General features: G+C 40.6%; 24 protein-coding genes and 1 pseudogene. 9 read left to right on the top strand and 16 right to left on the bottom strand.

Features of this window, described 5'->3' with window-relative positions:
* Positions 1–33: 33 nt before the first annotated feature.
* The 12 genes from JFC10_RS08070 to JFC10_RS08015 form a co-directional block, all read right to left on the bottom strand.
* Entirely contained in the window at positions 34–444 is a 411-nt protein-coding gene (locus JFC10_RS08070) for a type II toxin-antitoxin system HicB family antitoxin (RefSeq protein WP_105245849.1), read from the bottom strand.
* A 143-nt stretch (positions 445–587) separates the two neighbouring features.
* Positions 588–770 (bottom strand): type II toxin-antitoxin system HicA family toxin, encoded by a 183-nt coding sequence (locus JFC10_RS08065; RefSeq protein ID WP_198332463.1) that lies wholly within the window; start codon positions 768–770, stop codon positions 588–590.
* Positions 749–1,399: a hypothetical protein gene (locus JFC10_RS08060; protein WP_198332412.1), complete on the bottom strand. Its 651-nt coding sequence runs from the start codon at positions 1,397–1,399 to the stop codon at positions 749–751. Before JFC10_RS08060 ends, JFC10_RS08065 begins: the two co-directional genes overlap by 22 nt.
* Complete coding sequence (locus JFC10_RS08055; RefSeq protein ID WP_198332411.1) at positions 1,377–1,532, bottom strand: hypothetical protein; 156 nt, start codon at positions 1,530–1,532, stop codon at positions 1,377–1,379. Before JFC10_RS08055 ends, JFC10_RS08060 begins: the two co-directional genes overlap by 23 nt.
* A 184-nt stretch (positions 1,533–1,716) precedes the next feature.
* Positions 1,717–2,397 (bottom strand): arylamine N-acetyltransferase, encoded by a 681-nt coding sequence (locus tag JFC10_RS08050; protein ID WP_198332410.1) that lies wholly within the window; start codon positions 2,395–2,397, stop codon positions 1,717–1,719.
* A complete protein-coding gene (locus JFC10_RS08045) occupies positions 2,394–3,815 on the bottom strand; it encodes an asparagine synthetase B family protein (protein WP_198332409.1) in 1,422 nt (473 codons plus the stop codon). Before JFC10_RS08045 ends, JFC10_RS08050 begins: the two co-directional genes overlap by 4 nt.
* 2 nt (positions 3,816–3,817) lie before the next feature.
* Complete coding sequence (ribA, locus tag JFC10_RS08040; protein WP_227685981.1) at positions 3,818–4,876, bottom strand: GTP cyclohydrolase II RibA; 1,059 nt, start codon at positions 4,874–4,876, stop codon at positions 3,818–3,820.
* Position 4,877: 1 nt separating this feature from the next.
* The gene (locus JFC10_RS08035) at positions 4,878–8,225 is read right to left on the bottom strand and encodes a glycosyltransferase family 2 protein (protein ID WP_198332407.1); all 3,348 of its coding nucleotides are present in this window, start codon (positions 8,223–8,225) and stop codon (positions 4,878–4,880) included.
* A gap of 357 nt (positions 8,226–8,582) precedes the next feature.
* Positions 8,583–9,059: a hypothetical protein gene (locus JFC10_RS08030; RefSeq protein WP_198332406.1), complete on the bottom strand. Its 477-nt coding sequence runs from the start codon at positions 9,057–9,059 to the stop codon at positions 8,583–8,585.
* A gap of 84 nt (positions 9,060–9,143) precedes the next feature.
* Positions 9,144–9,824 (bottom strand): hypothetical protein, encoded by a 681-nt coding sequence (locus JFC10_RS08025; protein ID WP_198332405.1) that lies wholly within the window; start codon positions 9,822–9,824, stop codon positions 9,144–9,146.
* Positions 9,825–9,861: 37 nt separating this feature from the next.
* Positions 9,862–10,617: a hypothetical protein gene (locus JFC10_RS08020; protein WP_198332404.1), complete on the bottom strand. Its 756-nt coding sequence runs from the start codon at positions 10,615–10,617 to the stop codon at positions 9,862–9,864.
* 211 nt (positions 10,618–10,828) lie between these two features.
* A complete protein-coding gene (locus tag JFC10_RS08015) occupies positions 10,829–11,218 on the bottom strand; it encodes a hypothetical protein (protein WP_198332403.1) in 390 nt (129 codons plus the stop codon).
* Between the two features lie 454 nt (positions 11,219–11,672).
* Between JFC10_RS08015 and JFC10_RS08010 the strand changes: the two are divergent.
* A pseudogene (locus tag JFC10_RS08010) lies at positions 11,673–12,331 on the top strand (IS256 family transposase); the annotation flags it as partial.
* 478 nt (positions 12,332–12,809) lie between these two features.
* Positions 12,810–13,034, top strand: coding sequence for an antitoxin VbhA family protein (locus tag JFC10_RS08005; protein WP_198332402.1), 225 nt, complete (start codon positions 12,810–12,812; stop codon positions 13,032–13,034).
* 386 nt (positions 13,035–13,420) lie between these two features.
* Here the strand turns inward: JFC10_RS08005 and JFC10_RS08000 are convergent, their stop codons facing one another.
* A complete protein-coding gene (locus JFC10_RS08000) occupies positions 13,421–14,215 on the bottom strand; it encodes an AraC family transcriptional regulator (protein WP_198332401.1) in 795 nt (264 codons plus the stop codon).
* 86 nt (positions 14,216–14,301) lie between these two features.
* Between JFC10_RS08000 and JFC10_RS07995 the strand changes: the two genes are divergently transcribed.
* Positions 14,302–15,489: an MFS transporter gene (locus tag JFC10_RS07995; protein ID WP_198332400.1), complete on the top strand. Its 1,188-nt coding sequence runs from the start codon at positions 14,302–14,304 to the stop codon at positions 15,487–15,489.
* A gap of 45 nt (positions 15,490–15,534) precedes the next feature.
* On the opposite strand, the gene JFC10_RS07990 is transcribed toward JFC10_RS07995, so the two are convergent.
* Positions 15,535–16,440 (bottom strand): LysR family transcriptional regulator, encoded by a 906-nt coding sequence (locus JFC10_RS07990; RefSeq protein WP_198332399.1) that lies wholly within the window; start codon positions 16,438–16,440, stop codon positions 15,535–15,537.
* A gap of 138 nt (positions 16,441–16,578) precedes the next feature.
* On the opposite strand from JFC10_RS07990, the gene JFC10_RS07985 reads away from it, so the two are divergent.
* From JFC10_RS07985 to JFC10_RS07975, 3 genes are all read left to right on the top strand, one after another.
* Positions 16,579–17,976 (top strand): amidohydrolase family protein, encoded by a 1,398-nt coding sequence (locus tag JFC10_RS07985; protein WP_198332398.1) that lies wholly within the window; start codon positions 16,579–16,581, stop codon positions 17,974–17,976.
* Positions 17,977–17,987: 11 nt separating this feature from the next.
* The gene (locus JFC10_RS07980; protein ID WP_198332397.1) at positions 17,988–18,461 is read left to right on the top strand and encodes a DMT family transporter; all 474 of its coding nucleotides are present in this window, start codon (positions 17,988–17,990) and stop codon (positions 18,459–18,461) included.
* A 125-nt stretch (positions 18,462–18,586) separates the two neighbouring features.
* Positions 18,587–19,444 carry an SMP-30/gluconolactonase/LRE family protein gene (locus tag JFC10_RS07975; protein ID WP_198332396.1) on the top strand — a complete coding sequence of 286 codons (858 nt, stop codon included), beginning with the start codon at positions 18,587–18,589 and terminating at the stop codon, positions 19,442–19,444.
* A gap of 279 nt (positions 19,445–19,723) precedes the next feature.
* On the opposite strand, the gene JFC10_RS07970 is transcribed toward JFC10_RS07975, so the two are convergent.
* Complete coding sequence (locus tag JFC10_RS07970) at positions 19,724–20,344, bottom strand: hypothetical protein (protein WP_198332395.1); 621 nt, start codon at positions 20,342–20,344, stop codon at positions 19,724–19,726.
* A 261-nt stretch (positions 20,345–20,605) separates the two neighbouring features.
* On the opposite strand from JFC10_RS07970, the gene JFC10_RS14885 reads away from it, so the two are divergent.
* Together JFC10_RS14885 and JFC10_RS14880 are read left to right on the top strand one after the other, a co-directional pair.
* Complete coding sequence (locus tag JFC10_RS14885; protein ID WP_227685983.1) at positions 20,606–21,037, top strand: 3'-5' exonuclease; 432 nt, start codon at positions 20,606–20,608, stop codon at positions 21,035–21,037.
* A 65-nt stretch (positions 21,038–21,102) separates the two neighbouring features.
* Entirely contained in the window at positions 21,103–21,270 is a 168-nt protein-coding gene (locus tag JFC10_RS14880) for a hypothetical protein (RefSeq protein ID WP_227685985.1), read from the top strand.
* Between the two features lie 257 nt (positions 21,271–21,527).
* On the opposite strand, the gene JFC10_RS07960 is transcribed toward JFC10_RS14880, so the two are convergent.
* Complete coding sequence (locus tag JFC10_RS07960) at positions 21,528–22,085, bottom strand: hypothetical protein (RefSeq protein ID WP_198332394.1); 558 nt, start codon at positions 22,083–22,085, stop codon at positions 21,528–21,530.
* A 216-nt stretch (positions 22,086–22,301) separates the two neighbouring features.
* Between JFC10_RS07960 and JFC10_RS07955 the strand changes: the two genes are divergently transcribed.
* Positions 22,302–23,402: an AAA family ATPase gene (locus JFC10_RS07955; protein WP_198332393.1), complete on the top strand. Its 1,101-nt coding sequence runs from the start codon at positions 22,302–22,304 to the stop codon at positions 23,400–23,402.
* The last annotated feature ends 67 nt before the right edge of the window (positions 23,403–23,469 follow it).

Below are 23,469 nucleotides of genomic sequence, written 5' to 3'. Positions count from 1 at the left end.
CAAATGCGAGGCTTTTTTATTAGAACACTAATATCAATGTGCAAAAAAATTCTTTTCTGCCAATAATGCAATAAAATTACTTCTACTCTTATAACGTTCTTTATTGCTTGCAACTTTCTCATCAATCATATGAATCAGACGACTTGGTAAAGTTACATTGATTTTTTCAGTTTTTCCGAGATAACGATTTACATCGACTGGCGCTAAAGCCCAAGTTACACCTTCGTACTCTGGATTATCCATATAAGCACCGATATCAGAAGGAAGTGGGATTTGTTCTCCGTCTTCTACCAAGCCTTCTAAATGCAGCTCGATAGCTTCAATCGCCATATCAACAGCATCTTGATAGTTATCAGCAGCAGAAAAGCATCCTGGTAAATCAGGTACACGGATACCATGCGCTGTATGACTATCTCCTCTCTCGATTGCGATAGGATAAAACATGGCTAGACTCCTTTATATAGGTTTTATTAATTCAACGGTATAGATTATTTCAAAACAGATTTTTTATTAGTACTTACAAGTTAGCTGTAGTCAAACGTTAGCTTCGTTTGCAAACAAAGCTAACTATTGCTAAAGCCACTGGATCATTTCAATCCAGCTTGTTTGAAAATACTATTAACAGTACCTTTCGGTAGGTCTTTTTTAGGGTGTGGGACAGTAACCCTGCCCTTTTTAGTTTTATGCTTGTACTGAAAATGACTACCCTTAGTGGCGACCCAATACCATCCATCTGCTATGAGCATATCTATAAGCTCGGATGACTTAATAAAAACCTCCTATAATCAAAATTCATTTCTATTGTAATAACCATAACCCTAGGGTTATAAATTATTAAGTACAATATAACCCTAGGGTTATGATATGTCAAATTTATTCTTAAATATTTCAAAAAAGGGGAAAAATCAGCTACTGCGATAACCTCGCCAGCCACCGCAACTTTGACGTCCATATTCTGAGTTGATGGTGGGTTAACCGCAATCTCTGGCACAACCTGCCACGGCACAAGCCGTGATAATGTAGGAGCAAGCTCTGACAGCTCGCAGATATTTACCACTGCATCAAGTTTAATACAAATACGACTGGTCAAAAACCTATCTGTACGCGCGGTATCGGTCAGATATGAGGGATATTTGTGCGCTAAGGATTTAGAGTGCCAAAGCCTCATAATTTCATTTTGTTTGGGGTATAGCATATCAAGAACAAACTGCAAAAATCCCAGCCCGCGCTCACTTGCCAGCGCTTGCCAATTGGCATAGATAATCCGCATCAGTGTATCAGATAGCCCGTCATCATCACGCCTGAATACCACCAGACCGTTTAGCTTAGTAAAGCACTCTACGACCGACTGACGACCCTGGCACGGCACGCTATAGTTAAATATAGTTAAAAATACCATTGAGCGCATTAAGAGAATAATCATCAACCATTTGTGCAAATACATCCGCGATCGCTTGCTCAAGCTCGACCACTTTGTGGCTTTTTACAATCGAACCAATATACTCACTGGTCGGTAAGCTGGCTCGCTGCATATCTACCCACTATATCGGTCATACTGAATTGCCGCTATCAGTGGTTTGCGTTACCCTGACAATGATTGTATCTTCAGGAGGATAGGCCCACTGACGTGGGACCTATGCCGTCAAATCCGTACACATCAACTTGGGAGATAGTAGTATTACATGTGGAATGAAACTATCAGATCAAATTTTATAATTAGTTTGTATCGCTAAATTGAGACTCGATTGGCTTAATATCATAGCCAAAGTATTTCTTTATAACGTCTTGCAGATTACTCATACTGATGTTTAGAACCTCCTCGTAGCCACTATTGCTGTAAATTTCTAATTGGGTATCGCGAATAAATAAAAAGCGTTTACCAACAACCATCGAGAAACGTAACTGGCTACTAAATGGATAGATAATATCGGCAGAAAAGCGGTTTTCAATACTGTGATAGATTTCGGTTTCAGACTTTGCGGCAATATCAATTTCCATTTGTTTTTTTTCTACATTACGTTTTCGGTGGTAGACTGTGATCACATCGTTTTCTATCGTAGTCCTAAAGCGCATGCCGTAACACTCATATAAAATGGGGGTTTCGGCTGGGATAAGTTGAATGGATGGCCACCCATTGCCAATATCTGCAAAGTAGCGCTGGTTGTTTATTTCCAGTCTTACTAGTCGGTGGATATCTTTTCCACCAATGCGAGCAGAGTGCAAGTATGCATCTAACCCAACTGCTTTGGTTGCATCTAAGTAGCTTAGAGCTTTGTCTGAACAGGTACCACCATATGCCATCGTTGCAGGGTGTACGTTGTTGAGTAGGTATAAATTATGGAATGGCTCTTGCTTAAATTTAGCGAGTAGTATTTGTTGAGCTAAATGCACTGTCATCTGTGAGATGCTCCTCGTTTAGCAATAGCAGAATCAAATGTTGGATAGCTAAAAAAGTAAGGATCGTCTACATCGTATGTGAATGTATCTTTCCATATTTCCTTAAGTTCTACCATTTCTGTATTACCGTTACGGGTTAAATAGTCCACTACCAACTTTCGAATGCCACTACCAACATCAAGCGAGGTCTTTTTTCGGTTTGCGATCTCGGCAGGCAATAAGTGCCTAAAGGCGTCCCTAAGTGCTATTTTGTTGTAACCGGGAATATAGAACTGCTTATGCTCAAGGTCATCGGCAACCCTCTTTACTGTACGATCTAAAAATGGGCAACGAGCTTCAATACTGTGTGCCATGCTGCACTTATCAAGCCTACGAAGTTCTGTAAAGTGCATATCGGTTATCAGCTTGGTACGAATAACTTGCCACTCTTGTTCAGATAGTTGCTCATGGTAACCAGCAAACAGCTCATCTGCCCCTTCTCCGGTTAGTACTACCTTTAAGTCTTTCCTCTGTGCTGCTTGAGCTAATAAATAAGTCGCAAGACCATTACTAATGATCGATGGATTGTAACTTTCAGTTGCGTAAAGTACTTTATCAATCAATCCGGGTAACTTTTGCTTACTTGGTAATGGCATGTAGATAACTTGCTTTAATCTTAGGTGTTTAACAAGCATTTCAACCATAGCAACATCAATACTATTGGAATCTCCCAGAGTAAAATAAGTTACATCTTGGCGATGCTGACAAGTTATAGCCGCAATAATCGAACTATCTAGACCTCCGCTCAGGAAAACACCGAAGGGCTGTTTAGGTAAGCGTTTAATAACTGCTTGTTCCATTGCTGAAAGCAGATTAGATGTTGTACTGGTTAACTGTTGGTGGCGTGCTATTTGGGTAAGCGTGCCCGTAGCTAAGTCAAGCTGACTAATACCAAGGGGCACTTGCTCGAACCAGTCAATATTTTGTAGGGCTTTAAGTTCACTGACAACAAATAGGTTGTTATTGGCTTGACCGTAAAACAGTGGCTTTTTACCCATATGGTCGCGAAACAATAGAATCGTATTTGTCTCCAGTTGATAAATAACCCCTGAATAAAATCCGTCTAACTCGCTTAGTACCTGCTCACCCAGTTGAGCGAATAGTGGCGCGATTACATGTGTATCGCAGTCGCTATTACGAAGGAGGTCATATTGTTTTGCAAGTAAATCTGCATTGTAAATCTCGCCATTAAAAGCTCCTATCATACAGCTGGATTTGTAAGGTTGGCGTCCTTTAATGCTTTCATCATTAATTGCCAAACGTGCAAACCCAATAGCTAACTTCCCCTTGATCCAATAGTGTTGGTCATCAGGACCTCGATGAGTAAGGCGAGTTAAAGCAGCTGATATATTCTGTTCGGCGGTATCACCGTGAAGCACGACTATTCCGCACATAGTTGCGCTTCTTTGTTGAACTGTAGCTGATTACGCAATTGCATTAACAGTTCACCTAACCGATTCAAGCCACTACCATCTTCTGCATCGCCCCAATAACTGTCATTGAGTGTATGTTCGGCTATGTGATATTGCTGGGTTGATAATAATAACGCTTCAAGTTCAGGGTTCTGAGTAAATTTGGCTGTAAGTGCTTGCAGCATTATCTCTTCCTTCATGTTATGCCAGTTAGGTTGTAGGTGTTGTGATTCTAACTGCTTAGCCATTTGTTTGGCTAACATAGGACTTGCTGCACAGCGTATGCGCTCTTGCAATGTATGATCTCTAAATTTTTGTGCTTGGTAAAAGTGCTCTGTTGTCGGCCAAATTTTATTATGCAGATATATGGCATGTTTTGAAAAGTTAGAAAGCTCTCCCCAAGTTTGATCTGAATGGTAAAATAAAATAGAGTTAATATTGTCATACTCAAAACCTAAAGGCAGGCAGTGCCCTAATTTTTCGTTTTTACTTTTCAAGTAATCTATATTTTCAGGCCGTATTTGTGGGTGTGTATTAAGTAGCTCTACTTCGATTCCTGCTTGTTCTAGTGCGCGTCGCTTACGTGGGTTGTTTGATACTAAGCGCACTTGTTTTATTACCATTTCTTTTAGCACATTTATAGCTGGTGCATAGTCGCGAACGTCTTGTTCTAAACCCAGTGCCTCAAATGACTCTGCTGCATCTAAAGCTTCACTCTGCATTTTGTATACTGCTTGAATCTTATTAGAAAGGCCCTGACCACGGCCTTCTTGATGTAAGTGGAAAATGATCCCACTTCCATTGTGTGCCATTATCTTCATGGATTCGCGCAATTGGTCGGCACAGTCACAGTCCCTTGCTTCAAATACTTCAGAGGCTAGGCAAGAAGAATGTAATCGCAGTATTGGTTTACTCTCTAGTTTATTGATATCACCAAAAGTGACTACTCGTAACATTTCGTTGCCAGTATCGTACATTCTAAATGTGCCGTGTAGTGTTGGGAGTTCGCAGTAATCTTTAAAAGGCATTTTATTCTATTCTCTCAAGGGTTTTCTGATGTGCTTTTGCAAAGCGGTTACTCTGCGGCACTATTTGATTTAAAAATTCGTAAATATGGCACTCGTTCATTTGTTGAACTTGGGTTTCTAATTTAGTAAAAGTATCTGGGTTAAACGAGCTAGCCAAGTATTTATACAACTCGCTTAGTTCTGGATATTTGGATAAAGCTTGCGTTAAACCATTGATTCGGTAAAAACTGAGCCTTAAACGTGAAAGACGAGTGTTGCATTCTAATTTGGTTGCTTTCCATACCTGGCTAATCTCAATATCAGTAAAGACCAAGTTATGTCGTTCGTTGTTTCGTAGAAATTCTTGCAGACCAGCATACAATGCCGATCCCATGATTTCATCCTGTACTTTACTTAAATTCAAAATTGGTTCGTGCTGTATGCGCCCAGTATGTTGAACAGGAAATGGCGCACTTTTAATAGTTAGTCCATGGTAATGTTTATTGACTATTGCCCAGACCATGTCTGAACGGCGAGCTTCACGGCCATTAATCTTAAAAATTAGGTTAGGCGTTTGTATTAAGGCTTTAGCGTTTAGTACAAAGGTGTTGCCTCCACGGTTTACCGTATCTTTTGCTGCAGCTAATGGAGATGTTGAACATGCTGGAACAATACCACGAGTGAGCGGGAAGCCCGTAACCAATAAAGGCGCATGTGCAATCAATCGAGAGCGAGCTTCAGTGACGCTTTCACCTTTGTAGGCGGGTTCAAGCCAAAATGGTGCTTCGATATGAGCCGTATGTTTACGAGATAAGTCATAGTAATAATCAGGATACTTATCTCGAAGTATTGTATTTTCGTGGCTGCGATCAGGCAATTCGATATTGTTTGGTAGTTTATCAAGCCAGCGTAAGTTATGAAGAAGATCTACCAATTGGCCACGTAGGCCATTTAATGGAGGATTAGGCGATGAGCCTTCGTATTGTCCAATCACTACATCGATATCTGCTTGCTTAAACACTGGTAGCCAAGCTAGAAACTGTTTGGCTCGGGCATCTAAACGCATATCGTCATCAAGGATCCAAGCATAGTTATTTGGAGTCATTGCGCATTTTAAACCAACATATTTTTGCAGCATGCTCCGTGCATGTGCAATTCCCACTTGGCCTTTTGGTCGTTTTGCCAAGTCAGAACCAAATAGGCCGCTTGCAGCATCTTCTATCTGTTGTGTTTCGCTTATTATTTTTATATCACCCAATAGCCTTTTACTGAATGAAAGCGTTTCTTTCACAGAGGTATCTGAGCAACCGTTGCATAGTACTATGGAGTTTATACTGGATAAAAAATCACATTGTGCAAGATCAGCAATACTATTCAATAACGGCAATAACTTATGCGCATCACCGGTAATCACACCAATAGTTAGGGCAAATGGCTTGGATGGTTTTTCTAGTGGGGCAAGTGGCAGCCATGCCTCCTGTGCTTGTTTAAGGTTACAGTCAATACCAGTTAATTTTTGACGAAATGCTTGATAGCCCTGCATTTCTGGGAAATTTATTGTATGCAGAGATTGGCGCATTAAGTGCTTGAGATTTGGATGATCCACATGATGAATAGTTAGATAAGCCCTCCGAGCCATGTGTTCGAACCCTAATTCATTCCATGGGCGAATATCCGCGCCATAATCAATCAGTTTCACTTCACTTTGGGTTTTTATTAAGTTTTTCGGGTGCATGTTATTACATACAATTCCTGCTTTGCTGCAACTGTGTAGCAAGTCCATCACTTGTTCGCAGTTGCCACCTTGATAAGGGATACTATTTTCAAAGGGATAAGTGAGTACCAAAGTTTTTCCATCTGATATAACTTCGTCAAGGGTATATAAACCAGGTAGATTGTACCATTGTGAACTGAACCATTTTAAAAAATTGATTTGGTCAGTAGATATGTGGGTTTTCCAATAATCAATGCATTTAAAAACACGCTGACCATCTGTCATAACAACAGCTTCAGAGCCGATACCAAGTAGTAGAAGCTCATGAATACCAAATAGCCTGCTGATATGATCATTAGCTGCATCAATGCGGCATTGTTTTATTCTATTAATGAGTGTCGCATGCGGTTTTAAGAGGGGTTTATTACAGCGGTTAGTACATAAATGACGAGCGCCTAAGTCCGTCAATATTGTTGATAAATCGTTCTCGCTTTCGATAGAGCGTTGCTTTTGAAAGTCACCATCTTTTAATACCCATACGCTATTACCAATATTTTCTTTGGCAACAAATGCTGTGGCTGTTTCAATACACGTTTGCTGATGGCATAAATTATAGCAAGTAACTCCTAGTTGATTCATCCGCTCAATAAACGTACGCAAATCAATCTGATCCAATTTTTTAGTTGTGGTCAAAACGATATTGAAGCTAACCAGACTTTTCTGGCCTAAATGATGAATTTTTTCAATAGCTTGATCTAATTGGTTAAATAAAAAACTTCCAAATTCAACGCCAAGAGTTAATGCGATTTGAGATTCCTGCTTTAGTATCTTTTTTGGTAATATTTCTGGCTGCCAGAAAAATAGGCGCTGTGCGCGTTCAAGGAACGCGTTACTTTGATCAGCGCTCATACGTCCATGGTATTTCTGCCAAAAAACTGCTAATCCATTATTCTTGGCTGGTGAGTTTGGTGTACTAAGTCGTTGACGATCACTATCGGCATAGTGAGTTAGTAGTGGTTTTTTTATATTGCAGTAGCGTATTGCGTCTAATTCACAGAGACGTATACACAAGTCTCGATCAGTGCAACTTGATAGTTGCTCATCAAAACCGCCTACCATCAACATAATATCTAGTGATAAGAATAAGTTAGAACCTTGAATACCTGGATTTCCGCACAAGAATAGCTCTTCATTTAGTGAGTCAGGAGGTATACATTTGATAGGCTGTTGTGCATTACCTTCATAACGGTAAAATCCAGCTGCCACCATATTGCAATGCTGTGTGATTGCTAACGATTTGCAGTTTTCTAAGTAGTTAGGATGCCATTCATCATCATCGTCAAGAAATGCTAAAAATAGTGAACTGAAATCCTGTTTTTGTTCATTGCTGTTGCTAAGGTATTCTATTGCCGTATTCCATGCTCCACTAGCACCTAGAGTTCGCTGGTTTAGTAAATATTTAATATGGCAATTAGTTGATGGGATAGATTCGACTATCAGTCTGTTTTGACACTGGTTTTGGTCAGCAGAATCGTCTACAACAATAATATAGCTCGGTGATATGGACTGATTTAATACTGAGTTTATAGCTCTTTGTTTTAGTAAGTTAGGTCTGTTTTTAGTCGCAATAATCACTGCTATTTGTGGGGCGTTCACACGATACTCCATTGCTAATGAACAACTAGCTTTTATATTTACATAGTAAGGTCATAAAGCTTCTTGTGTTAATAAGCTAGTAGTTCAGTCAAAACTATTTAATAGTTTTACTTTGATGTCATTGGTTGGCATTCATACGAGTGACAAATACATAAAAAGGATCACTAGTGATTCTATTTCATCAATGCAGTTTCAATAATAGTAAATAGGCTACTAGCTATATATGAAACATAGCATTAGCAGCCTATTTTTTTACTCAAGTCATGTTTTTGATACTGGTATTTATTAATACAAACTAATTAGTAGTGATTTACACATATATAATTTCAAATATGTACTAGCATGCCCGCCTTACTATTATCCAACATTACAACTTGTTAGCACTGGCGTACCCTTCTTGATAATTTTTAATAAATTAGCACCATCATATTCACCCTCATAACTACTACTATAGTATCCGTCAATTTCTATTGTCATTGGAATGCGATAGCACTTCTTTTTATTAAGCTTTAATCTCTCAATTTGAGGATTGTCTGACTCAAGCGCAAACTGAGTAGGATAGTTTGTTTTAGGTACTTTGGGAATCATCACTTTTGATTCGTTATCAACAGTAAACTCAGCCGGAAACCCTGCTTCATTAACCATATTATATTCAAGAATTCCTGAGACTATAGTCTTTCCTTTATATCTTGTCAGGCCATCATTATCCGTAGTACCGATCTTTAATGGCGTAGCTGGTTTAGTGCTTGTTTTTGCTGCAGGGGCTGCATAAGCTGATACAACGGTAAGGGCTAACGCTGCTGCTACAGTAAATGATACTAATTTATTTTTCATTTTAAATCCTTTTGTGGGTTGGCTATTTTGCTGGAATAGTTGGGTTTAGACTGTGTACGTTATCGCATAATACGATTAGAGCATTTAATCAAAAAGACAAGTAAACGTTTTGTTTTTAGAATTATACGTTGCACCCATATCTATTATTTCATCCCAATACTCCATCTTGTAAGATTTAAAATTAGGCAAAATAGTGGAGAGATTGGCGGTTGGTGCGAACTTTAAGGCTTCACCTGCACCTGAAGATTCTGGTCTAAACATAAATACGTATTCCTCTAAAGGCTGGCCGCGATATTTAATACCGTCTTTGAATATTAGATGATATGCGGTAAACTCACCTCCCTCTTTTATTTTTACTTCCTTTATCGTATCTCGATATGCTGACAACCATTGTGACCTCGGCTTAACAAAGTATCGGTAGTCTTGTGATACCCCTTTAATACTATCCTCTAATGACAACTGACTTTGGTCGAAAGTTTTAAAGGATAAGTTTTTACCTACACATCCGCCTTCCATATCACCAAATAAATAAAGCATATCATTTGTTGGTAATTTTTGAGAGCTGCTTATCGCTACTTTGTTAGTATCCACAGAAGAGCCACCTAAGCCTTGTTGTACACCTGCTATAGTGCCTGTCACTACCTCATTCACCAAAGAACCAACACTTTTTACTACTGTTGTGCCCATTGTTTGACTCTCAGCACAGCCTGATAGAGCAATAAGGCTGCTAATAGCAACCAATGACAACATATAATTCGATTTCATAATTTAATCCATTAGCGTTTAAAATACTGAATAAATATTACAGGTCAAAAGTACAGGTTATCTCATTACCATCATCATCAGAATCTATTAAATTAGGGTACATATCTCTGTTTTCAGGTTTATAAAAGTCTTCGAAGCTTTTAGCGATACCAAAATCCTTGGATGTACCAGAATTGCCTTCTTCTATCATTGCAAGAACATAAAGAGGCTGATAGCCTTCTTTTTGCCATTTGTAAAAATGCTGGGAAAAAGGAAAGTCTTCATCTGTATCACAATTAGATTGCACACGCGTTAATTCTTTTTCTCTAAATAGATCTTCAAGCTTATAAACGGCACTTGTTGTTTCATCTTCTGCTATGCCCTGACCAGAACTAATATTAATTAAACTTGGTTTTGTTTTAGTGCCATAAGCTACAACATAGCTATGATCATCTAAGTCACCAATGATGGAATAGTTGGTACCTCCATCTAAAGTAGGTATCTTGTTTCGCCATTCTCGCACACCAGGTATTTCAGCCAGCGTCTCCCATTGCCAATCAGTATTGGGCTTTAAAGTGAGATAATCAGTAATCTTAGAAAATCTAGGTGCGTTTTCTTCTTCGACAACCTCTTCTTCAATAACAATGATCTCTTCTTCAGCAACTACTGGTTCTACTGCAACCACCTCTTTGTTAACAGCCGAATTTTCAGTAGTAACTTCTTGAGTAGCTTCTGCTTCTTTATTGTCCGTACAGCCAGATAACGCAATAATACTGCTTATAGCAACTAATGATAAAACATGACCTGATTTCATAGTTAAGCTCTTAATATTGAAAATGAGTGGAAAGACTATAGGAACAAGAATTAATCTTTAGCAAAGAATAATGGGTACGAATAAATCTCCATTCATGTACCGAACACTTTTGCAGTTTTAAATTCATTAACCTATGGATCTGCTAAACAAACAAAAAAGTCGCCCATTGTTTATATGGACAACTCTTAATGATTTTTTAAAATGGTAATAGCTATTTACAGAATTTGGCAAAGAGGTTATTCACTACGGGGCGAGGTAGCGTGTAATCAGCCATCGCTTCTTTCAGGCTTTTGTAATCTGTATCACTTACTATGTTTGAACTTATTGGGTTTGAACAAGTAATACTTAGCACTCCTCTAAAACTACTTGTTTTACCATCAGCTGTTAAAGCAATCAGCAGATTGTCTGGCTTTTTGAGATTAGCGCCTGTATACCCTTCTATTGTCATAGGATACGCAGTCCAAGTAGTGGTATACACACCACCGTCTTGACTAGTATAGACATTAATACCATTTGAAAAACTAGGGGCTGCCAATGCACTAGTAGATACAAGAAATGACAGGCTAAAGAAAGCTAAAGATAATAAGTAAGTGGATTTCATTACCGCTCCAATAGTTAACATTCGTCGTGAATTTTTACCTCCCTCATAATATAACACAAATGTTTTATCTTGTTACATAAGCTTAATTAAATGTATTGATAAATGTATAAATTTAACAAGTTAGCATCTACCATGTTCTATCATAATTCATAAAAAATTATTAAACAGATGATAAGCTCTTTGGTATCGTTATCACATGAGATACTAAAAAATATCGAATGAATGGTGTGGCTGGCAAGATAGTTTCGAAATAACTGGCTTATATGTATGCATATATTTGAAATTACTTGGTGCGACTACCTATAATATTACGGGTCTATGAATAGTATTTATAGATATACTGAATACTAAAAAGATATGAATACACTATATTAATAATCTCTCCAAGCCTATTCATATAAAGCTTACAGCACGAATTATTGATAATAAGATTTATCAGGTATCTTTGTGAAAATTGGGGTTTGCTCTTAACGGTAAAAAAGAGCTACTTGGTATGTGACTATCAGAGAATGAGGGCGCTAAGTTCTGGCTGGGCGTTCTCACTGAACTACAAAACCGTGGAGTACAAGATATCCTCATTGCCTGTGTCGATGGTTTAAAAGGCCTCCATGATGCTATCAATACGGTTTACCCCAACGCTCAGGTTCAGCTGTGTATCGTACACATGGTGCGTTATTCCATGAAGTTTGTGCCATGGACGGATAAGAAAGCAGTAGCGGCTGACTTAAAGGCCATCTACGGCGCTGATACGCTTGAGATAGCAGAGGCCGATCTTGAGCATTTCGATAAGGTGTGGGGTAATAAATACCCGCATGAGGTTAAGTTTTGGCGCAGCAATTGGGAGGGCTTAACAGCGTTCTTCGAATATCCTAAAAACATTAGAAAAGCCATTTATACCACCAATGCTATAGAATCACTGAATAGTCTCATTCGGACGGCAGTGAATAAGCGTAAGGTGTGGTGTTCCCATCTGATCAAGCCGCATTCAAGGTGGTATACTTAGCCACCCAGCAGGTATGCAAAAAGTGGTCGATGCCAATTCGTAACTGGACGGCTGCTCTTAATCGTTTTATGATTATGTTTGATGATCGTATCAGTAAGCATTTAATCTAAAGGGTAGTTACACAGAATCTGAGATGGGCTCTCTTATGCAGGAGACGAAATAACTAAAAATATCAATATTCATTCGTTAAGTTTCCCACAACCCCAGGACGGTTCAGAGCGTGTATTACTCTTCTAGATTTTGGTATATTTAGTAACTGCTGCCATATATTTACCGTGTAGAAGTCATCGAAGACCTTTACCTACTGCACCAATATTTGCGCAAAGTTTGGGAAAATCTCAGTTTGATAGGAATTTGATCACGGCTATATTTTATTCTATTCAATGACTTTTAAAATCTTGTGAGCTTTATATATATAACGTTTAAGTACCATTTGCACGCTATCACACTAAATGACGCAGAAATCGAGAGCCCAAAAAATAGTTAATGGGCAACTATCGCAAATTTTGCGACAGTTACATCATTTTCCAAAATGCAGTTATCGCAAAAATTGCGACAACTGCCTCAACTTATGAAATGGAAAGAAAAATGTCTGATGATCGTCCTATCCTTGTGAGTCAAGCGGAAATAGAAGAGCGGCGGCGTATTAGTGCGTGGATTCGTGGTAGTCATGCTGTAGATAATCTTCACGCAAACCCTGACACTCAGCACATTTTTGACGATTTCGTCGAAGGTCGAATTGCTACTACTGAGGAAGTGAACCAACTTTTACATGCTCACTACTCTAAAATAGCGAATCTATCTAAGCCTTGATGGTTTAGATACATACCCTTTTAGCCTCAATTAGTTATGTCTTTACTCTACTAATAAAAATTTGCAATCGAGGATTTACAGCCGGAGCCTGCAGGCGTAAAAGAGTTAAAAACACTAAATGACACAGGAACGTACCCTGTTTTTAAAGCGTCTATTGCTCCTCTGAATTTTATTGAGTATACCTATGGCTAACCAATCAGGTGCTTTCACTGGTTCGGTACCCTAGTGAGGACTTGAATCTTTGGCTGTGGGCTAATGGTAGAAAGGTTTTAACTCGCTGAAATACTCACAGTGTACTTCGCGGTGTACATAAAATGAGTTTTCGAGGGTAAGAACTGTAAGTAGTATTGAACACTAGCAGTCCGATTCTTATATATGATGGTGCGTTAACGTAACGATGAAAAATATTGGGTAGGCGATTTACCCAAGGATTTTTTGAACATAGTGATGAATGCATTAACAGAGTCGTATCCTAAAATCCCCGCCACGTTTTGCACAGATTGTCCCTCTGCCAACTTACTCAGTGCAATCATCAGATGTAGCTGCTGACGCCAGCGTCCGAAGCTCAGTCCCGTATCGCTTTTCACGAGTCTGGCCAGTGAGCGTTCGCTCGTTGCCAGTTGCTCTGCCCATTGGCGCTGCGTAGTACGGTTACTTGGGTCTGCAAAGAGTGTATCCGCAATGTATCTGATTTTTGGATGATCTGATATTGGCAGATGCAGCTCTTTAATTGGTGCATCAGAAAGCTGTTCAAGCAGCACGGCAACCAGACGCGCTGTTTTGCTTTCAGAAGGGTATGAAGGTTCCTGTTCAGCAAGATGTAGGACCAATTCTCGAACGAGTGGCGTGATAGCAACGGTACAGCAGTCTTCGGGCATCTCCGACGCGTTGGGCTCAATAAATAAAAAGCAAGTGCGAGCATTTTGGGTGACACGGCAGCTATGAGGCGTGCCGCCAGGGATCCAAACAGCATGCTGAGGAGGTACAAGCCAAATTGCATTTGGGACCTCGCAACTGACCGCGCCATGCACAGATAAAATCAGCTGGCCTTTGCGATGCTCATGTTGATGAACCTCTGAATCATTCGATACTGGTGCAAGTTGAAGGGCAACTGCTGCCTGCGCAAACATATCAGAATCAAACTCTGCTGGTGATGACACGGTTTTTTTAGTATTTGGCATAATATAGGTATCAATTGTCATGTTATCTATATTATATAGGTGTTAAATATTCTACAGTGCTTCTTTTTTGAAGAAAGCTAGAGAATATGCTCAATACTATTAAAAACAAGTGGCATGCTATTGTGCTTGTCGCAGGAATACTTTTTATCGCCGTTAACCTACGTGTTACTTTCACGGCAATAGCGCCCGTTCTGCCGCTAATCCAAAGTGATTTTGGCCTGAGTTCTTCGTCAGTAGGTCTGCTGACCTCATTGCCATTGCTTGCCTTTGCTGCATTTTCGCCAATGAGTGCCTCTTTTGCACGAAAATTCGGTTTAGAGCGCACCATTTTTGTAGCGCTGATCATTATTTCGCTGGGCATTTTGCTACGCTCTGCAGGCAGTGTGTGGGCGTTGTACGTTGGTACTGTATTAATAGGAACAGGCATTGCTTTTGGTAACGTGCTATTGCCCGGTCTGATTAAACGCGAGTTTCCAACAAACATGGCTTCCATGACAGGGACCTACTCCATTACAATGGGTGCAGCAGGCGCATTGGGATCTGTCATAATTATTCCTCTAGCGCAGAGCTGGGGCTGGCCTATTGCGTTAGGCTTACTAATCACAGCCCCGCTGTTTGCCATTCTCTTTTGGATACCACAACTGAAAAAGCACGATCCTGTGATGATGGCAAGCCGCAAAAAATCGGCAAGCGTAAATGTTTGGAAGTCACCTTTAGCGTGGCAGGTCACTTTATTTATGGGTCTAAATGCCATGCCGTTCTATGTTGCTGTCGGCTGGCTACCCACTATTTTGATAGATAATGGGGTATCCGCTGCGCAAGCAGGATCCGTACATGGGACATTGCAACTCGCCACAGCCATTCCAGGATTGATACTGGCAGCCACGCTTCGGCGCTTAAAAGATCAAAAACTAGCGGCGGTAACGGTGAGTCTGTTGGTTGCACTCTCCCTGATCGGATTCATCTACTTACCAGACCTTGCTATGTTGTGGGCCGCGTTTTTGGGTTTTGGCTCTGGCGCTAGCATGATGCTTGGTCTGACGTTTGTTGGTCTGCGTACAACCAATGCCGACGATGCTTCTGCTCTATCAGGCATGGCACAGTGTGTCGGTTATCTAATGGCAGCGGCAGGTCCTTTGCTACTAGGTCAGCTGCACGATTGGACCGGAAGCTGGACTATACCGCTATTAATTACAGCCGCTATCTCTGTTGCCGGTGCATGTAGTGGCATGATGGCTGGTCGCAACGCTTATCTTGAACTTACTTATCACTGAGTTAAACGCGTATTTTTAGATAAGTGAGAGACAATCTATCTATCCTTAAGTTACCGAGTTGCCATCGCGGACAAGCTCGATTATCCAATCAGCGAATGCGCGAACGGCTGGCGAAAGAAAACGCTGATGTGGATAGAGTAAACTAACTGGTACGGACGCCGGCTGCCAGTCCGCCAAAACTTCAATCAGTCTGCCCTCTCCTAAATGATCTGATACCACGTTTTCAGCAAGCTGCGCCAGCCCAAAGCCTTCGAGACACATTTTAATGTAGAGTCCTGTTTCATTGACGGCGGCAGTACCTTTGACTGGGACTGATATCTGCTTACTGTCCCTAACAAAATACATCTCACCCGTTCGTCTGCTGTGTCCTGAAAAATAATGGATAGCTTTATGCTGAGATAGCGCATCTGGATTCTGCGGAATACCGTTGTTTTTGAGGTAGGCAGGAGACGCACACGTCACCCAGCGAAACTGACCAAGCGGACGTGCAACGAGCGTTGAGTCAGTAAGCTCCCCTGTTCGAATGACACAGTCTACCCCTTCCTGAACGAGATCAACCTGCCGATCATTAACGCCGATCATCAAATAAATATCTGGATAGCGCTTATAAAAATCTTTCAGATTTGGCATGACGATAAAATGTGCAATACCGCCAGGCATATCCACTCGCAGACGACCCTGTGGCCGCTTTACTGAATCGGTAAGACTGGTCTCTGTATGCTCAATTAATTTGAGTATTTCCTGACATTGCACCAAATACTGCGTGCCCTCTGGCGTTAGGCTGACTCGCCGCGTGGTTCTGTTTAGCAAACGTACTTGTAAATACTTTTCAAGATTTTTGATCGTGCTACTGACGGTTGACGCTGGTAAGGAAAGCGTTTGTGCCGCGTGAATAAAACTACCCGCCTCTGCTACACGCACAAAAACCTGCATTGCTTGGATACGATCCATACTCTTTTTTCCTTGAGCCAACATAATGGGTCAGCATTATTCGTGATTACGGGATAATGAAAACAGTTTAACCCTCTTTTTCAGACGTGTCACTCTGCGTATCATCTCCCCACAATATAATAAAAAGGTAAACCTAACATGACTGACTATACTCGTAACATCGTACAAAACACCGAAACACAAGCAAATCGAACACTTATCCGAGGTGCCACCATCTTAAGTATGGATAATGATGTCGGTAATTTGGTGAGCGCTGATATTCTTGTCGAAGGTAGCAAGATAATAGAGATCAGTGAAAGCATTGAGGCCAATAATGCCGATGTTATCGACGCATCTGGCATGATTGCCATGCCCGGCATGGTCGACTCGCATCGCCACTCTTGGGAAGGACAAATGCGCCGTCTCAATTCGCATGCCGAAACGCTTGAAGACTATAGCCATGCCACGCACTTTTCTTTTGCCAAATATTATCGTCCCTCTGACATGTATATCGGTAACTTGATGACGGTACTGAGCTGCATCGATGCGGGCATCACTACTGTTATCGATAATTCGCACAACAGCCGTACGGGTGCACACTCTGATGCTGCTGTCGAAGCATTACTTGATTCAGGTATTCGCTCTATCCATGCTACTGGGGCGCCCGTAAGCGGAGAATGGGACACCGCCCATTGGCCGGGTAATATTGAGCGTTTACAAGAGAAATACTTTAAAAGTGAAGAAAATAGCCTAATTTCGCTCGCGATCATGGCACAGTTGGAGCCTGAACTATGGGCTGAAGCTCGTCGATTAAATGTGCCGATTATCACTGAGTTTTTCGGTGGAGAAATGGCAGATGAGCTCGAAGGACTACATCAAAAGGGACTGCTGGGCCCTGATAATATCTTTAACCACTGTACGGCGCTTCCGGATTCTGGCTGGGAGATTTTACGTGAGGCTGGCGTTCGAGTGAATGTATGTCCACGTTCAGATGCGCACTACGGTATCGAAGATGGCGTGTTTGCTATGCAGGCCGCCTTACGTCACGGTATTAGCCCAGGGCTTAGCGTGGATAATGAAACGTCTTATAGCGGCGATATGTTTATGGAAATGAAAGTCGCCTTTTATTCACAGCGCGCTACAGGCATGCAACATAAGCATTGCTGCGGATCAGAACAGCATCCGCTTACCCTACAGTCTCATAACCTGCTAAAAGCGGCCACTATTGATGGTGCGGTCTGTGCAGGGCTGCAGGATAAAATCGGTAGCCTGACACCAGGAAAACAGGCCGACATTGTCCTTATCAATGCTGAGGACATGAATCTTTATCCATCAGGCAATGCCTTTAGCACCGTGGTACATGCAGCCGACCGTAGCAATATTGATACGGTCATGATTGGCGGACGCATTGTCAAACGTGGTGGCAAAGTGCTAGGCGTGGATAATGTGCGTCTGCGTGCGGCAATCGATGAGTCTCGCGAGCATCTTTTTGCTGCCGCAGGTTACGTGCCTGACATCTTTGCTGAGGCGTTTTTGCCGCTTGAATCAGCTCAGTAAGGAAGCGCGAGATGAATTTAATATATTATCTCATGGCACTCTGCGCGGGTCTGGGGATTACCTTGCAGACCACGCTGAACGCTCAACTGGCTAAAGGCGTCGGGGGTGATTCTGTCGCGGCGGCGTTGTTTTCCTTTACTGCTGGTGCGCTGTGTCTTGGTCTTTATTCCTTGATGCGGGGCGGGATAGTCGCTTCACTGATCGCTATTCCTGCTCAGCCTTGGTGGAGTCTGCTGGGTGGCGTGCTGGGTTGTGCTGCATTGCTGAGTTATGTAGTGCTAGCGCCCAAAGTGGGTCTATCAGCGCTGCTAGGGCTTGCTATTGCTGGGCAAATTATCTCATCGTTGTTTATCGATCACTTTGGATTACTGGGAGCTACTGAGAGACCAGTATCCCTAATCAAGCTGGGTGGATTGATAGTGATGTTAGCTGGTCTAGCCGTTTCCTTGTTGGGTGATAAATTATCAGCATTTTTCTCTAGCTAACTGCTACGAGTAGTCGCATCGCTTACTTATACACTGCGATAGTAGTCCTTAATCAAACGAATGCAAGTTTCCATGACCTTGCATGCGATATTTTTATCTTATTCCATGAGACTTAAGGAATGATTATGTTTGAACCTATAAACGATACTATCAGCCTTTTAGGTGAGTGTCCTATCTGGTGTGAAAGGACAAGTCAGCTGTTTTGGACTGATATTCCAGGCTGTCAGTTGCGAGCTCTTTATCCTATCAGCGGTGATGTTCGCCACTGGTCACTATCTGAACCACTAGGCTCATTTGCCCTTACAGCAGATAAAAATGTACTGCTAATGGGACTGGCATCTGGTCTAGGATACTACAACTTGACCAACGGTCATTTTACCAAAATTGCAGCCTCGCCTGGAGTAACTAGTACCCGCATCAATGACGGTCGTTGCGACCGTGCGGGCAACTTTGTGTTCAGCACGATGTATGCAGGTGACCCAGTGCAGCCAGTTGGCGGATTCCACCGACTCAATGCGGTAACGCTTGAGATAGAGACACTAGATCTTCCTGAAGTGATGATAGCCAATAGTATCTGTTTCAGTCTGGACGGCTCAACCATGTACTACGCGGACTCAATGCAAGGATGTATTTTTTGCTGTGATTACCCTTCTCTACAGAACCAGCGCTTATTCGCAAAAATCGACGGTCCGGGTGCGCCAGATGGTTCTTGTATAGATACTGGAGGGTTTCTTTGGAATGCAGAATGGGGCGGTGGTAGAGTCGTTCGGTATACACAAGATGGAACAATTGACCGTATAATCGAGTCATCCAGTGTTCAAATGACCTGTCCAGTATTTGCAGGACCCAGTTATGAAACGCTTTATTGCACAAGTGCTAAAGTGGGTCTAGATACACCGACAGATAGTGATGGTGCGCTAATGAAGTCGGAAATATTTGCTTACACAGGACTTCCTGAAGTCAAGTTCGCAGGGCGATTATAAAATTAACGCGAGCATTTCGAATATTTTGAGATCATTATAGTCTCTCGATATGTTAAGCCTTTGACAACTTCAATGCAGTTTAGTCTCTAAACCCATTTTCAAAGTAGTATATTCATTCAATGAGTTATCAGTATATGTTCGGTGCGCTATACAGGCATCGATATAATAGTGTTAGATATGGATTTAGTGACTAAAAAATCATCAACGTGGATCATTAGCATTAAGCTGTCTGCTTAAAATCTCCCATGATGGTTTCTACAGTTTTTAAATGTAGCTTAATTAATCAACTGCCCATTTTTCTAACGTCCGATTGTCATAGCAATTCTCATCCTCATAGTCATCATAGCGATGATTTAAATCCGTTAATCTATTAGCAACTGTAATTATTACAGCACCGCTTCCTGAAGCACCCCAACTACTTTCGTAACGTATAAAACCTGGCTGACCTTTTGAACTGGTGAAATGATAAGTACCATCACCCCATGTAGCATCATTTTGGTCACAAGATGATGCTATTTTTAACACTCTACCTGCACCAAAAAGCTTGTTTATTTCACTTTTAGAAGGATTTTCCCCTTCATTTTGAATCATTATTTCAATAGCTGTCATGAAAGTTCTAGCACCAGTGATAGTAATTTCAGTAGCACCAACATTAGGATTTTTACTGCTACCTACTTTGGTTGTGCCTTCCATCGTACTATCATGGGCGCCTGATTCGTAATACGGCCATTTCCATTTAATACCTTTAATTTTATCTGCGTTCTCCCAGACACTTACAGTGTTTGGAGAGGTTTTAGGGATTGCCATTGCATCAATAATAGAAGAAAACTGTGCAGAATAAGCAGAGGCTGAGAATGTAAAAGCTAAAGTAGCCAAAGTTAATGATATAGCTTTGTTCATCTTAATAATCCTTTTTTGATGGTGAACAGTAGATGTGTTAAAAATGACAGTGATCAGTCTGAATAAAAATAAATTATCAGTATAGAGCATACCCCAAAGGAACCAAGTATCTCACCCTCCAAACCCATTAATAGACCACTTAAAATAGACTGATATAATAGAACCATCTATAACAGACTGCTAAGTTCCTCATATTTATGAAGACTAATTATGACCACATATATACTTGACACAGAAACAACAGGATTAATCTAGCCACATATGACCGAGACCGCCTACTCTATTGTTGATATCATCGATGGCAAGGTGACTGTGTTGCAGGAGCCGAAAGCTAAGCACTTCAACCCTTTAAAAGAAATTAGCTTGGGTTCTATTGCGATATCACATATCTGTAATGAGGATGTGGCAGGTGAACCACCTCATACAGATTTTAGACTGCCTAACAGTGTTGATTACTTAATTGGTCATAATATCGATTTTGATATGACAGTTCTTAAAAATGTGGGTGTGACTCATACACCTAAGTTGATATGCATCAATGCAATGGCTAATTTCCTTCTTCCTACGCTGAAAAGTCATAAGCTAGTACCCCTCATCTATCATTTTCACCGAGATATAGCGCGTGCTCAAGCAAGAGATGTCATGCTACCATTGCCGATATTTACTTTGCTGAGCTGGTGCTTGGTAGTTTGATTGACTTGGCTAATAGTCAGTGTCATGAAATAAGTGATGTGAAGAGCTTATATGGATTTAGCCAGATGGCACGTGTACCCACGCATTTAAGTTTTGGCAAGCATAAAGGTGAGGCTATTGCAGATTTGGCTACCCATTCAGATGGGGCTGGATATCTGAAGTGGCTGCTAAAACAAGATACGGTTGACCCTTATTTAGCTGAAGCTTGCCAGCAAGCATTAGAGTCCGTATAAATACACTGATGTAGTCAGTTTTATAGTCGAGCTATGCTTAACATTCAAATCGATACTAGAAATAGTTAACGCTAAAGTAGATCAAGTTCTGATTGAAACTATAACTTATTAGGTAGTAAACCCCTCAATATTATGGTGTTTAAAATATCATCAATATTTGCATATACCATGGAACAATCTTACTCTGACAAACTAGAAAAGCTCTATATGCTATTATTTATATAGTGTAGAGGGCGGGGGTATGAAATTTAATTTTCTTAGGTGACGCTATTAATATCGGGGTTTGTTAAAAAGCCCATGACATGCCAATAAGGTTCAGGCGCCACAGAGGCCAAAACCCTTTGGATAAGATAAGCGGTACCAGCTTCCACATTCTGGTCTTTTAACGCCTGGTAATCTACATTGCCCATGATGTTGGCTTTTTTAATCACATCTTCAGCAACTAAAGCATCAGCCTCAATTTCGTCCCATTCAATATCAGTGGCCTTGACTGTGATACCTCCTTTGGCCAAATCTTTAATGCGACTACTTGCGCGTTCTTTGTGAGATCCTGCGATATAGCCTGTGTCAGCATAGCGATAGTTTTCATCGTTTGGATTATCGCTATACTCGTCCTCATTTACACCATCTAGTTCTTCATAATCGGCAGCAGCTTGTCGAACCTCTTTTAACGTCAAGCTTCCTATTGCGCCAATTTCTCTCAATACGTTGATACGCTCTTTTGCTGCCGTTAGCCGCGCTTTGATGTCTATCGCTGCTTGGAGGCTGGCAAGTGCTGTCTGCAGTAGTTTTAATTTGGCGAGTCTTTGTTTCATAGTAATGGGTCCAGTTGCGTGTTTCGATGACCAATTATGGCAAACAAAAGAGGCTTGCCTTTTATAGTGTTCCAATGACAAACCCCGCCAAGATTAGTAAGTTTTTCATGAATAATCTCTCAGTTAATTACATGGTAAGTATTTTAATAAATACGTTGTAAAACTTACCATTTTGACTTAACATGTTGCTAACATTGAGTCACAGGTGGTAAATAAATGAAAGATTTTGATAAATTTATAATTTTGGCAGAACTTATATTAGATAGTAAAAATGAGGACGCAGTGAAATTTGCCCGCCAAAACCTTATGAAGCTCGCTAAAATGTATCCCGAGTTAAACGACAGAGTTTTGCCAATCATAAAGAAAAATAAAAGTGCTGGAATCACAAAAAGCCTCAGATTTGCTAAGCAGCCTTTACCAGTTGATCAAGATAGTAGATTGGAACTAATTAAAACCACTATCTCAAGTAAAGTCCTTCCAGAAACCAGATGGCCTGAAAATGTACAAAATATCCTAGATGAAACTATCAGAGAGAGAGAGTTTGAAGAAAAGTTAGTCAAAGCCGGTTTAAAGCCAATAACATCAGTTATATTTTCCGGTCCACCAGGAGTTGGAAAAACACTAGCAGCAGCATGGCTAGCGTTAATGCTTAATAAACCGTTTTATGTTTTGGATTTATCAGCAGTTATGAGTAGTTACTTAGGGAGAACAGGTAACAATATCAGGACAGTAATAGATTTCGCTAAGTCTCAATCTGCAGTGCTTCTATTAGACGAATTTGATGCAATCGCTAAGCGTCGTGACGACGGAGGTGAAATTGGCGAGCTGAAAAGATTAGTCACTGTGTTGCTACAGGAAATTGACGAGTGGCCAAATGATGGACTATTAATTGCAGCTACTAATCATGAAGAACTATTAGACCCAGCTGTATGGCGTAGGTTTGATAGAACTATAGCTTTTCCATATCCTAGCTACGATGACATTTTAAAATTTTTGCAATCTAATCTTTTAGAAAAATTGAATGATGAAAATACCTTAATACTTTTAAGCATTTTATTCAAAGGAAGTACTTATGCCGAGATTGATAAAGAAATTAACACATTAAGAAAGAAATCCATACTATCAGATACTTATTTTGTAGACGTTTTAGATAGCTATATAGAATCGAGTTTAGAAAATATGAACAAAAGCGACAAATCAGAAATGAAAAATTATGCTGACAATCTAATTGATCTAGGCTTCAGCCAACGAAAAGTTAGTGATATAACAGGTTTAAGCAGACCAACAGTGAAAAAAATAGTAGAAAGTAAACTATAGTTTCTCTATATTGATAATATCGTATCAAAAACTTTATTAACCTATTGATTAAAAACTTGAATAAGGA

It is taken from the genome of Psychrobacter aquimaris (assembly GCF_016107525.1).
Classification (GTDB): domain Bacteria; phylum Pseudomonadota; class Gammaproteobacteria; order Pseudomonadales; family Moraxellaceae; genus Psychrobacter; species Psychrobacter aquimaris.
This window is presented reverse-complemented; position numbering and strand designations above follow the sequence as displayed.